Source organism: Parapedobacter sp., from assembly GCF_035556095.1.
Classification (GTDB): Bacteria; Bacteroidota; Bacteroidia; order Sphingobacteriales; family Sphingobacteriaceae; genus Parapedobacter.
The window spans coordinates 395,811-410,465 of sequence record NZ_DATMFT010000021.1 but is presented as its reverse complement, the minus strand read 5'-3'; the positions used below and the strand labels follow the sequence as shown (position 1 = coordinate 410,465).

General features: G+C 50.9%; 4 protein-coding genes. 1 reads left to right on the top strand and 3 read right to left on the bottom strand.

The genetic code is table 11. The annotated features are described in order from the left end of the window. Positions 1-75: 75 nt before the first annotated feature. Positions 76-1,557 carry a hypothetical protein gene (locus VNQ80_RS12180; RefSeq protein ID WP_325638937.1) on the top strand — a complete coding sequence of 494 codons (1,482 nt, stop codon included), beginning with the start codon at positions 76-78 and terminating at the stop codon, positions 1,555-1,557. Positions 1,558-1,748: 191 nt separating this feature from the next. Here the strand turns inward: VNQ80_RS12180 and VNQ80_RS12175 are convergent, their stop codons facing one another. The 3 genes from VNQ80_RS12175 to VNQ80_RS12165 form a co-directional block, all read right to left on the bottom strand. Then, positions 1,749-3,686, bottom strand: coding sequence for an OmpA family protein (locus VNQ80_RS12175; protein ID WP_325638934.1), 1,938 nt, complete (start codon positions 3,684-3,686; stop codon positions 1,749-1,751). Positions 3,687-3,736: 50 nt separating this feature from the next. Next, positions 3,737-4,699: a PorP/SprF family type IX secretion system membrane protein gene (locus VNQ80_RS12170; protein WP_325638932.1), complete on the bottom strand. Its 963-nt coding sequence runs from the start codon at positions 4,697-4,699 to the stop codon at positions 3,737-3,739. 88 nt (positions 4,700-4,787) lie between these two features. Then, positions 4,788-14,642, bottom strand: coding sequence for a gliding motility-associated C-terminal domain-containing protein (locus VNQ80_RS12165; protein ID WP_325638930.1), 9,855 nt, complete (start codon positions 14,640-14,642; stop codon positions 4,788-4,790). Positions 14,643-14,655: the final 13 nt, after the last annotated feature.

Below are 14,655 nucleotides of genomic sequence, written 5' to 3'. Positions count from 1 at the left end.
CCCGAGTGGCTCACATAATGATGGACTTGACAGGACTCCGGTCATCAAGCATCGAATACCGAACAACGCAAAAACATGCTCATATTCGAATTAGAGAAACTCATCTTGTCGCTTTCCGCTGCCGAAAAAAAACATTTCCAGCTGCATTGCACGAAGCTCAAAGGCCCAAAAGACTACCTATTGTTATATGAGCTGGCTGTCGCCCACAATGGTAACGGAAAATCCTGGGAGCAGCAATTTCGCGACGCTTACCCTTCCAAGTCTTTTGACAATACTGCGAACTATTTGTATAAAGTGCTCACCGATGTACTCGTACAAATACGCATTGATCAGGATACTTGGTATGCACAGCACCACTATTTAATGAAGGCACGATTGTGCTTTGAGCGCTCCATGCCCAACAGGGCGCAGAAAGCCCTCAAGAAGGCGTTCAAGTTGGCTTCCGCAAGCCAAAACCATGCAGTTGCCTACCAAGTTTCGCGGATGGAACTCACCGCACTGGCGGATGTAGGCTTTCCGATGACCAATGAACAGCAGTTGGTAGATAAGCAGATGAAAGCCAAACATACGTTGCAATCGCTTCGGCAGTTGCATGAACATTATTCGCTGTACGAATTGCTAAGCCACCGCCTGACGAAAGGGGCACTGGCCATTAATGGAAAGAGCGACAAGAAAATCAACGACCTCATCTTGAGCGAACTTAGCTTGACCACGCGAGGTAGCCAGCATCAATTCGAACCACAAAAACTCCATCTGTTATTTCAATCGTTCTTCTTCATCCACACGGGTGAGTATCGAGCGGCGTTACGGATTTTCAACGAGCTCAACAAACTCATCGAATCCAACGAACTCATGTGGGACTACCCTCCTTACGATTACCTGTCGGCATTGGACGGCATTCTAGACAGCCTGCGGAGTATTGGCTATTACCGGGAGATGGCCTCATTTATCGATAAGGCAGCATCCCTTGCCAACCGCTCATACCCCGATCATTTCAGTAATCTGGCGATGCTCACCGCGAAGGTATATCGCTTGAACATGCTCCTCGGCACAGCAGACATCCCGGAGGCTTTACAGTTGTTGGATGGGCATCGTGGTGAACAGCAGACTGCACCGGCAATTGAAGGGCATGAAAAACAATTGGAATATGATTATTTCAAGGGGCTTAGTTATTTTCATGCCCGGCAATGGAACAAGGCCAACAAATGTATCAATCAGATTTTCACCGTAGAAAAGCAGCATACGCAGCTTCCAGTATTCCGAGCAGCCCGACTATTGCACATTCTGATTAGCTATGAGCAGGATGAGTTGGAATACCTTGACTACGAAATACGTTCTTATAAACGGGCCTTCGGTAAATTCGGGAAGTCCTACAAAACGGAGAAATTGGTATTCAACACCATCGCATCAGATCCCAAACGCCGGGGCAATGTATGGAAAGAAACGACCAAAAAAAAGATTGTGGGAAAACTACTCGCGGTAAAAGCGGAAAAACGCGAAATGCAACTATTGAAATACTTCGATTTTGGCAGTTGGGTCGTTGATAGATACCGTTAACCCCAGTTTGGCTACCTGCTAACTCCCCCCTCTCTCCTTCCATCTCCCATGCGGTATGCGGCGTGGATACGGGCCGTATGCGTGAAAAAGCAACATACAGCCCGCATACAGCATGCGTCCGGCATGCATTACGGCAGAACAAAGGCAGAACAAAAGGAAAAGAATGGGCGAAAAAAATACGTAGAAGAAAATCAATCGCCACTTCCAATTACGAAAAACTCCACCCGCCGGTTCCATTGATGCTCTTCTTCGGTACATTCCACTCCTTTAGCACAATGGTTGGCGAGCTTCGTAAATCCATACCCCTTAGCCACCAACCGATCGGCAGCAATTCCCTTACTCACCAAGTACGCAACGGACGAGTCCGCCCGGCGTTGTGTGAGCTTCATGTTGTATGCATGTGTACCCCGCGAATCAGCATGTGCACTCAACTCAATCCGCACACTGGGATCGCTGTTCAAGAATGCAGCAATCTTATCGAGCTCCAATGCCGCATCCGGCCGGATATCTGCTCTATCAAAATCAAAATAGATATTGCGTAGCACCACCACTTCTTTCTCCTCCACCGGATCAAGGAAAATATCCTTCGTCAGGGTGGTGCTTGAATCAATGCCCGATGTCGTGAAAGCCAACGGTGTGAATGGCCGGAAACCGGTCTGTTCCGCCGTGAGGGTATAATCCATATCCTCAGCCAGGTTAAACTTGAATTTACCATCTGTACCCGAACTTACAACCACTGCATTAGCCTCGTCGCCGGCAGGTGAAAGTGTTACTTTGGCACCGGTTACCGGCAGTTTGGTCTTGGCGTTATACACCCCACCTTCCAGGTCAATCTGTATAATCTTATTCAGGTTAAACCAATAAATATCATCCGCACCGGCGCCGCCGCTTCTGTTGGAAGCCACGTAACCTTCCAATTCCTTATCAAAACGGACGGAAAAATCATCATATGGCGAATTGAATGGAAAGCCCAGATTCACCGCTTTGGCAGTGCCGCCCTTCCGTTCCAACCTGTACACATCCAATCCGCCCATACCCAAGTGACCGTTGGAAGAAAAATAGAAATCGCCCTGTTCATCAATGCCGGGGAAACGCTCATCACCCGATGTGTTCACGTTAGGCCCCATGGTGATGGCATCGCCCCAGCTACCATCAGACTGGCGTACCACATAATAGATGTCTGTGCCACCGAGTCCGCCGTCCATATCCGATGTAAAATACAACGTATCGCCGGTAACACTCAAAAACGGGTCGCCGACCGACCATTGCGTAATGTTGTTGTAGCGGAAAGGTATCGCATTCTCACCCCAGTTTGACGCATCCAAGGAATTGGAGAAAATCTCGATATTTACAGTTACATCCTTTCCGGCTTTGCGTTTCTCGTCGCGGGTCAGGTTACGCGTCACTGCGAAATAAACTTCATTCGTTGCCGCCGAAAACGTTGCTGGCCCGAAGTGATTGGCCCCGTCGCTCCATTTCGCGTCTACCTTGCTAACGGATTCGTTATTGGCTACATACATAGCTAGGTAAGGATTACCGGTCCAGCCATAAATCACGTCGGGGCGCGATGCGCCATCAGATCTATCGGATGCAAAGTACACCCCCCCAGGTCCTTTGGTCGCACCAAATTCAGCCTGCTCAGAATTCCATTTCTTTTGGTTCTTGATTTCCACTGCCTTTATCGGGTTCTCCAGCCACACCACAGCCGAGTCGCATGACGCATACAATACGTCAAGTTCCTCTCGGGTGATAATGCCTTCGGCCTTCAACGCCACCCGTTGGTACTGCGCTTTGGCTTCGCGGAATTTCGAGTTATTACGCAGGATGTGACCATACTGGAGGATGTGATCTATCTTCGCCTCATCTTGGTTCGCCAAGCGGGCATACCATGTCTCCGCCTCTCGGTAGTTGCGGATGTGGTAATAGGATTCCGCTAGCCGTGTGGCCGTACGGATATCGGGTTTCACTTCATAAGCGCGCTGGTATAGCTCGATGGCGTTAATAAAATTAAATGCATCGAATTCACGGTCAGCCGACTTAAGCAGCGAGTACTGTGCCTGTAATGGCAGCACAGCTAGCAGGCAGAGCGTCAGGATCAAGTTAACTTTATCGTTGAAGAATAATTTCATGGGTCGGTATGGTTTTGTACGTATCAGCATAGAATAAATGAATTCCCCTATTAGAAGTATCGCGGCGTACGCACCCGCTGAGTTCCTTTGTTGATGGTATACCCTAGTGATATCTCATGCGTACTTCCTACTTGGTTATGCAGCTTGCTCAATGCATAGTCAAATGAATAGCCAATCCTGAACTGCCCTCCAGCGACAAATTCCGCTAAGGCAATAACGGAATTGGGCCGGGACAGGTCGCTGGCCAACTTCTTTCCACTCGACAGGGCTGTACGATATGATACGCCGAATGTGAATTGCTCGGCAAAGATGACCGCTGCATTCAGGTCGGTCGTCCATCCTCTATTTCCTGCATGATTGGCATTCTTCACCAATACCGAAGGTTTAAACAGCATATCTGTGGTCATCGGAACGATTCCGCCTACATTGAGGTAATATTGAGTTATTGGCGGCATCTTCGCCGAACTGGCATCTTCGTTGAAGAAGAACTGTGAAATAAGGTTATCCACCCCGACACCGGCAAAAAAAGTATTGTTTGAATAATGGATACCGAACCGCGCATCCGGCAGGAACGAATTTTCGAGGTTAATCGGCTCCGCATCAGTTGGGTTCCACGCGGCGTTGTCGAAGGCCGAGTGGATGACACCAATCCCAATTCCGAATGCCAGCCGATCTTCCGGATCCCATCCTACCCGCAAGCGGTAAGCGTAGTTTGCATATGCATAAATGCGTTTTTCCAATCCCACGCGGTCACTCATCAGGTTAAATCCAAGCCCAACGTTATCACTTGCCGTACGCATATCGGCCGATAATGCCAACGTACGCGGACCATCGGGCATTCCTGTCCACTGCGAACGGTAATACGTATGTAGGTTAATGGGCCCACGGTACCCCGCATAGGCAGGGTTGATGTATAACGCATTGAACATGTACTGGCTGTACTGTGCCACCTGTTGACCTGCGGCTGGTGCGGCGAATATGGTAGTCAGCACGATAAAGAATATCTTTTTCATTTTAATTTTCCTTTATTGAGGGGGTAATCATTTCTGCTTCCTAATGGTAATGCCTGCCGGGGCACGCCGCTCCGGCAGGCTTATCCGTTCATCGGTTGGTTACGCGGATAATTGCTACAGGACCCTTAGCCGTTTTCCACTCACCTCCATTGCGGTAGCGCAGGATGTAGTAGTAGGTTCCCTCGGCCAGACTTCCACCGTCCCAATCGTTGTTATAATTGTCGCTCTTGTACACCTGGTTACCCCACCTATTGACCACCGTCAGCTCCCGGCCTTGGTATTGCAATAGGTTTTTGATAACAAATCGGTCGTTCAAACCATCACCATTCGGGGTGAACACGTTCGGGATATGCAACGTCACGTCAACCGGGATCGGATTGGTGTCGTCCTCATCGTCCGGATCGTCAGTATCAGGATTCCGGTCGGGACCCCAAACGGTGATACCGTTTGTAATGGTTCCCGTAGCGGTTACCGACACATCCGCGGAGATGCGAACGGAAATCGTTGCCCCTACGCCAACCACGCCTGTCGTCGTCAGCGTTGCTTCGTTGCCCGAGCCGCTCACGGTTGCTGCGCCCGAAATAATCTCATATCCGGTGACGGTAACGCCTGTTCCGGGGCGCTCAAGCAGGGCGATGGCTTCGCCAGCTTCAATATCCATCGGACCATTATTAGTCACGGTAATGGTAAACGTCGTAGCTTCACCTGCCGTTACGAGCGACTGGTCCGCTAACTTCTCAATACTGAGGGTGTACGGCCGGTCAACCGGGATTTCCGGGGTTTCGGCCTCATCGTCTTCATCGTCGGTACCTGGGTCTTTATCCGGACCCCATACGGCAATGCCGTTAGCGATTGTCGACCCAGCCGGTGCCGTCACATCGGCTGAGACGGTGAACGTAATCGTACCACCTACGTTGATGGCTGCCGTTGTGGTGAGCCGCGGACTGTTGCCGGTTCCGCCCACCGTCGCATTGCCAGACGTTACTTCGTAGCCTGTAACGGTTAGGCCGTCGCTCGGACGTTCTTCCACGGCGATGGTTTCACCCGCCGCAATGGTTGCCGGCCCGTTATTGGTTACCGTCACCGTAAATGAGGTGGTACCACCCGCAATTACGCGTTCATCGTCGGCCACCTTCGTGATACTCAACACCGATACATGATCCACCGGAATCGGTGGCGTATCGTCCTCGTCATCCTTCGGATCGGTTTCCGGATCTTTATCCGGACCCCATACGTCGATGCCGTTGGTAATGGTCTCACCCGCATTCGCCGCCACGTCGGCCGTTACTTTCACCACGATGGTGCCGCCTACTGCGACGGCTTCGCTGGTGGTTACGGTAGCCGTGTTGCCACTGCCTTCTGCCGTACCGTTGCCACTGGTTACTTCGTACCCGGTGATGGTTACACCTGCGCCCGGACGCTCGGTGAGGCTGATGACCTCACCACTGGCGACCACTGCCGGCCCGTTGTTGGTGATGGTCAGCGTGAAGCTCGTGCTCTCACCTGCCCGTACGCGTGCCTCGTCAGCCACTTTTGTAATGCTCAACGTAGCGTCATGATCTACCGGTATCGGAGGTGTATCGTCTTCATCGTCTTCCGGATCGGTCTCCGGATCTTTATCCGGTCCCCAAACCGTAATGCCATTGGTGATGGTCTCCCCCGCATTCGCCGCGACGTCAGCCGTTACTTTCACCACAATGGTACCACCCAGGGCGATTTTCCCTGTTGTCGTGAGCGTCGCCGTATTGTTGTTGCCCGTCACGGTAGCCGCACCGCTGGCGACCTCGTAGCCGGTGATGGTTACCCCTTCGCCCGGACGTTCCGTAAGGTTAATATCCTTACCTACCTCGATGACCGATGGCCCATCGTTGGTGATGGTCAGCGTGAAGCTGGTGCTTTCGCCTGCCTTCACGCGGGCTTGGTCAGCCACCTTCGTGATGCTCAGGTTAGACTCGCGATCCACCGGGATCGGCGGCGTATCGTCGTCGTCGTCCTTGGGATCGGTTTCCGGATCTTTATCCGGACCCCACACGTCGATACCGTTGGTGATGGTCTCGCCTGCATCCGCATCGATATCGGCTGTCACGCTTACTACAATCGTTCCGCCCACGGCAATGGTCTCGCTGGTGGTCAACGTAGCGGCATTGCCACTACCATCGACCGTACCGTTACCACTAGTCACTTCATAACCCGTGATGGTTACGCCTGTGCCTGGACGTTCCATGAGGCTAATTACCTCGCCGCTGCCGACCACTGCTGGCCCGTCATTGGTAATGGTCAACGTAAAGCTGGTGCTTCCGCCGGCTACCACGCGGTCGTCGTCAGCCACCTTGGTGATGCTTAATACCGACTCATGGTCCACCGGTATCGGTGGCGTATCATCTTCGTCATCTTTCGGATCGGTTTCCGGATCTTTATCCGGACCCCACACGTCGATGCCGTTGGTGATGGTCTCACCCGCATCGGCAGCTACGTCGGCCGTTACTTTGACCACGATGGTTCCGCCCACAGCAATCTTAGCGGTTGTCGTGAGCACCGCCGCATTGCCTTCACCGGCAACAGTAGCTGCACCACTGGTTACTTCGTAGCCCGTGATGGTCACCCCTTCACCTGGACGCTCCGTGAGGCTAATATGCTCACCCACTTCGATGACCGAAGGGCCGTCGTTGGTGACGGTTAGCGTAAAGCTGGTGCTTTCGCCTGCCTTAACGCGGGCGTCATCAGCCACTTTCGTGATGCTCAGGTTCGAGACACGATCGACCGGGATCGGCGGCGTATCGTCGTCGTCGTCCTTGGGATCGGTTTCCGGATCTTTATCCGGTCCCCATACGTCGATACCATTACCTACCGTTTCCGGTGCATCTGCATCTACATCGGCTGTGACGGTAAGGGTTATGGTACCGCCCACCGGTATCATGGTGTTGGTAGTTACCGTTGCGGTATTGCCGGTACCACTCGCGGTGCCGTTGCCACTGGTCACTTCATAGCCCGTGATGGTCAATCCCGTGCTCGGGCGTTCGCCAAGTTTGATGACGTCGCCGCTGTGCATCGCGCCCGGGCCGTCGTTGGTGATGGTCAGCGTAAAGCTGATGGATTCGCCTGCGGTTGCACGGTCGGCATCGGCTGTTTTCGTGATGGACAGCAGCGAGCTGCAATCCGTGATAATCGGCGTTACGGCTAAGCGGTCGGCACTTTCACAGTTGTCGCCCGTTTGGGTTGCATAATAGGTTACGCCATCTTCTAGTACGGTTGTTTCAGGCAGTACGTCGATTGACGTCGCAGAAGCGTACCATTTAATATCCGTACCGGCAACTGCTAGGTCTGCAAGCGTCATATTGTCGGTCTCGCAGAATTCGGGTGTTCTGTTATCGATGGTCGGTGCCGGCGTTTCAGTGATGATTACCGTAACCGCCGTGCGGTCAACGCTTTCGCAACCGTCGGCAACCTGGGCAGCGTAGTAAACACCCGCGGCAAGCGCGTCGGTACCCAACAGCGGCGTACCACCCGTGGCAGCGCTGTACCAGATAACGCCCGTGCCACCGTTCGTGTTCAGGTCGGCAACCGTAGCCCTATCGATCTCGCAGAAGGTCTGCTCGAGTTCGGTCAGGTTAGGTGCAGGTGTCTCGGTGATGGTCACCGTAACCGCCATGCGGTCAACGCTCTCGCAACCGTCGGCAACCTGGGCAGCGTAGTAAACACCCGCGGCAAGCGCGTCGGTATCCAACAGCGGCGTACCACCCGTGGCAGCGCTGTACCAGATAACGCCCGTGCCACCGTTTGTGTTCAGGTCGGCAACCGTAGCCATATCGATCTCGCAGAAGGTCTGCTCGAGTTCGGTCAGGTTAGGTGCAGGCGTTTCGGTGATGATCACGTCGACTTCCGTGCGCGTGACGCTCTCGCAGCCGCCAACAACCTGGGCAGCGTAGTAGGTCGTGCCGTCAACCAGTTCCGCGGCCGGGTCAAGCGGCAATCCACCAGTAGCCGCAGCATACCAGATAACTCCCGTTCCACCGGCCGTGTTCAGGTCGGCAACTGTAGCCATATCGATCTCGCAGAACGTTTGTTCAATTACTGTCAATGCCGGTGGAAGTACCGATTTAACGGTAATACTTACCGCCACGCGCTCGCCTTCACAACCTGTAGTGTTGTTAATTTGACTTACATAAACTGTTGTCGTTCCCTCAACCGCACTGTTCGCAACCGGCACTGCCGTTAACGCAGTGGTCGTCGTTGCGTCAGCATAATACACCAATGTATGTCCCGCCAAGGCAGTAACATTGTAAGCAACATCTCCAGCTATCGCTGTCTGGCATACTTCGGTCGCTTCGACAACGGGAGCCACAGGCGCTGCATTAACCGTTAGTTCGAACGGTGTTCTGTCCATGGACTCACAATCTTGCCGTACGGGTTGGATATAAAGTGTATATACTCCTCCGTCAAGTAAGCTGATTCCATCAAAATCAGGTCCTTCCGCAATTAAATTCCCTCTAACTATCGCATCGTAGATTCGGTAAGTCGTATTACACATTGCCGGTGGGAATGAGATCGTTCCTCCTTCACAAATTGTAACTTTATAGTCGCCATCAATATCTTCAACGATTTTCGTCGGGGCTTTGCGGCTCACGTCGTAGACACGAAGCGCTTTACCACTTAACAGCCCAACGTCTGCAACACCGCCATAAAGTATTCTGATCCGATCGAACGCACCGGATACAGGTGCGTAGATAATCAGGTTGCGTTCTGCGCTTCCTGGCAGTAAATTGACCTCCAATAGCGTAGATGTACCCACAAGCGGTGCGCCTACTGGCACATTGCCTAAATATCGCTGGATACGAATCCCTCCAAGCACTGTTGCATCTAGCAAGCCAGTACCCGGGATACCAGCAATAATTTGCAAGGTATCGCCATTTAAGGATGGGGTTGCAAAAGCAATGTCCAGTTTGGCATAAGCGTCCACGCCTGCATCGTTCTTCAACGTGGTATACGAATTAAGGTCATTGTCTACTGCATTCTGAGGCGCGGTGACATTCACCAACGTCGTAGCCACATCTAGCAAACCACCGAGCAATACCGGCTCAATACCAGTAATTACATCCCTGACGTCTTCTTCTTCACAGACCGCCGGATGGGCAGCATCAATTGCCTGATGGTAATAGGCTCCGTAAATACGGGCATTTTGTCCAACGGATACCAATCCATTTACATACACCCTTACCGCTTTGTAATCTTGTGTCGGGGTAAATGTGTATTCAAAATTATTGTTTCCGCCTAATGCAGACACCAGGCTGCCATCAATTAGTATTGGCGTACCGATTTCTCCGTCGGCAGCGTTAATGCCCACCACTCGGATACCGCCCGCAAGAGCCACCAAATTAAAGTCCTTTCCTAATTTAACGGTTACTGGCGTTCCGGCAGGAATCAAATCACCCGTCCACTCTAGGTCTTGGTAATTATCACCCAGTAGGCCCAGCAGGTTGATTCCTTCGGTCAGTATCGAATAAGTGCTCGGATCCTGATCAGCTGCTGCAGTTTCATTACTGATCGACCCTAATACGCTGGTATCAAATGATTGACCATCATTATAAACCCGGTTAAAGCCGGGCGGACATTCCGCTGGGTCCACTACGGAAACCGTAATGGTCACCGAGCTTTCACACGTTCCATTGGTAGCGGTTACCAAATAGGTATAGGTACCTATACCTTTAGTAATCGGTAACGTTGGATCAATTATAATGGTATTCGCACCTCCTGTTGTCTCCATAATGGTCACTGTTGTTCCCACAGATGGATCAACCGTAACGGCCGGTAAGGTAAACGAATCGCCTACAAATACGCCAATCGTAGCCGAACCGTTTAAGGTAATTTGGGGAACCGGATTAACGATTACCGTCACCATCTTGGGATCTGCTAAGTTTTCACAAACCCCATCTCCAGATACCGTCACATAATACTCAGTGGTTGTCAATGGCGCCACATCGAATGTTGTACCGGTATGCACCTTATTTGTTAAGGCTGCATCGCTATACCAATGAAACACCGGGTTTGTAACACTTACACCACCAGTTAAACTCGCTGTTAAAGTCGTTGAGCTACCCGCACAAATTGGACCTGTACCACTGACATCAATATTGGCAGCAGGTACTACATCATTGACAGTAATATTGATTTCACCCAAGTCCGCGGACGCACAGGCTCCTGAAGCCCCGACATAATACGTTACATCACCCGTAACGCCCACAATAGTAATCGTTGTACCGGAAATGGTATAAGCAGTTCCAGCTCCAGGAACAACTGTTGATCCTGTAGCATCCGTAAAGAGCGTATACGTTAATCCCCCGGCCGAGTTATTCACTTCAAACACTGCATCACCGGGACCACATAAGGTAATATCCGCTGCTACAAAGGTTGGCGGCGGCAAAGAAGCGCCGATGGTTACCTCAATTTCCTTTGCCACCACATTTTCGCAGGCGTTATCTCCTGAAACGGTTACGTAATATTGATAAGGACTATCCGTATCGGTTAAGCCTGTAATGGTCAACACACCTGTAGCGGCATCAAGAGCGTAGGTAACAGCTCCATCGCTATCGCCATCCAATATTGGTGTTGTTTTCGCAGCATCCGTATACCACCTAAATATCGGATTGGTTACTGTTGCGCTTGTAGGTGCCAACACGACATCCAAGCCTATACATTGGAAAATCGTACTGCTCAAATTGATATCAGGATCAGTTGCAGTAGGGTTAACCGTGAAGGCAACCGGAGTAGGAGCCGCCGGGCAATAGCCATCAGCAGTGATCCTTACATAATAGGTATGCGTACCTGCTGCAACGGCAGATAGAGTCAACGCATTGGCCGTCTCACCCGCCATCAATACCGGGGCACCCGCATTATCACTGTACCACTGGTAGGTGACATCAGCAGGAGTCGTGCTTAACTGTGCTGTCAAGGTCACATTGCCCGCAGGGTCTACGCAATTATCAGTAATACCTGCTACATCAATTCCGGTAATCAAGGAAGCGGAAGACGGGTTGATCACAACCGTAATCGGACGCCTCTCGCCCAATACATCGCAGCCAAAACGCTGTGCTTGTATATAATACGTGTAGGTACCAGCTGTCAGAGCCTTGATATCATCCAGATTCACTTGGGTCGACCCTGCGGCATCCGTATATAATACTAATTTAGCGCAATCTGTTTCGGGCAGGGTGAGCGTCTCGCCCTCACAGATTTCAATCGTACCCAAGTTATTTCCATCCCCATCTTTGTCCTCTCCGGTTATCGAGGTATTGGCTGTTACATGGATATCATATACATGTAAGTTCTGTAACGCACTCGCCAATCCTCCATACAGAATCTGTACCCGGTCGAAAGGTTGGTCGGCTACCAGCGTCAAATTAGCTTGGCTACTTCCGCCGCCCAATAGATTAAGTGTAAGCAGTGTAGAAGTGTTCAAAATTGGTTCACCAACGGCTTTATTGCCTAAGAATCGTTGTATTCTAATGCCACTGAGCACACTTAAATCGAGTAGTGGAGCACCTGGTCTATCTAATCGTATGTTTAAGGTGTCCCCGTAAAGAGCAGGGCTGGAAAACGTAACGTCCAACTTACTATAAGCGAGGGCACCTACCCCATTAATCATTTCTGCGTAATGGGTGGGATCGCCGTCCACTGCGTATTCAGGATTCTCCACATTCAACAAGCCGGTGGCCGCGTTTAATCCGCCAATCGGCAATACATAGCCACCATATATATCCAGTACCGGATCGGTGGGGCAAGTAGCAAATTGATCGACTGTATTGTGGTAATAAGCATCGTATACCCGCGCCGTTTGCAATACATCAAGCACCGCAGAAAGAATAACTTTTACACCCTTATAAGGCTGCGCCACGGCATCTCTATCGGCAGGGATAAAGGTATATTCAAAGACATTTACCCCATTCAGTGCCGCAGCAATTTGAGGTGCAGCTTGTAGGCGTGGACCTATTTCGTTTCCGGCAGCATCTACTCCCACAACGAACAATCCGCCCAATACCGAAGCCGCGCTATAGTCTTTCGCCAGCTTAATGGTTACCGGTGTACCTGCGGCAACCGGTGAAGCCCAAGACAAGGTTTGCGTGGTTTCACCAAATAATGATAATAAGTTAACCGGTTCGATTAGTTCGCTATAAGATTTAATTCCTCCATCATGTGCTCTTTCAGGATTATTCACCTGACCCAATTGAACAAGACCCAACAGGTTACTGGTGGTATGCGTTTCATTGGTCGCATACTGTCTCAAATAAACCTCCGGACAAGTATTGGGGTCGTAGGTGGTAATGGTAATGGTTTTGAAATTCGTACAAGCTGAAGCGTCGTTACCTGTTGCTTCGACGCGATAGGTATACGTTCCAATCGTATTCGGCAAAGTAATGCTCGAACCGCTGATGGTACCACCTGAAGGATCTTTCCATATAATGGTAGCATTGCTTCCGTCTTCATTCTCTGCAATCGCAGCGGGTAAATTAAAGGTGCTTCCGATTGGAAGGGAATAAACCGATGGTCCTTCCAACGATATTACCGGGAATGGGTTCACGTTTACATTCACAGGTACCCGCGGTGATTCCGTGGTACAGCCAACCGGCTGGGAAGATACGTAATACGTAACGGGACCTGTAATTGGAGGTGTAGTGAATGTTGCGCCGGTCACCGCCGTACCGCCCTCAGGAACAGTATACCAATTAATCGTATTTCCGTTTGGCGCTGTAGCATTCAGGACTGCAGGAGCGCCCATGCAAGTCAAAAATACTCCATCGGCATTTAGTCCGCCCACTACAGGCAATTCAGGTAAACGACTAACTTCGTATATGCGTAAATCATTCAGTACGCCGGCTACGCCACCCATTTTAATTTCGATACGGTCAAACGATCCTGCAACGGGCACAATTAGTTCAAAGATGTCACTCGCCCCGGGTAATAAGCGAAGCGAAAGCAAAGCCGAATTATTAAGCGGACTACCCACGGCTGTAGACCCTAAATAGGGCTGAATCGCCAGTCCGTTCAACAAGCCCAAATCCAACAAGCCACCACCAGGGTTTTGCAAAATCACTTTGGCCACTTGATTGGGCCGAGAAGCGGTTTGGAAAATAGTGGTATGGAACACTTCACTTAATACGCCGACACCGGTGCTCATCAAACCATAGGTAGCCGGATCACCATCGATTATATCCCAGGGATCGGTAACCGATCCGGTTGCATTGGCAACTCCACCAACAATAGTACCGGCACGTACACCTGTTAAAACATCAATGGCCTCGTCTTTCTCGTCGCAAGGCAAAGTAGCATCTTCCATAATATAGGCATGGTAGACATCCATGCTGACACCCAAGCCAAGAACGGACCCCACTTCTATCCATACGCCTTCAAAAGCGACTGTAGGTGTAATTGTAAATTCAACCGATCCTTTCCCGGATAACAAATTCAGCAGATTCGTCCCCTGAAATTCAGCTCCGGCAGCATCAGCCCGCCAATGGTCACCTAAGCCAAGAACCCCGCCTCCATAATTCAAATTGGTATACGGTTGTATGCGGAAATTATCCACCAAACCTAGAGCAGATGCGGGGAGTGTTAATTTCACCGTAACCGGTGTACCCGCAGGAACCGTTTTCTCAAAATCCAAATATTGGGTGGCCAACATTTGATTGAGAACTCCGGCAGTAACCGATAACGTAGAATGTGTCTTGGGATTCTGATCGACTGCATTCCCCGCACCATCAATGGTTCCGGGAAGTAAGAGGCCAAGCAATGCTTGTCCGTGAAATTTCTGGTCGCTTGCGTATTTCCTCACTTGATCCTGCCCCATCACATCCCCCACCAAACCCGGGGAAACAAGCAACAGCGGAACGAGCACGAGCGTGTAGAAAAAACGCAAAAAAGAAAATTTCGGATAAGTAGAAGATGTTTCCATTTAGCTATGGGAT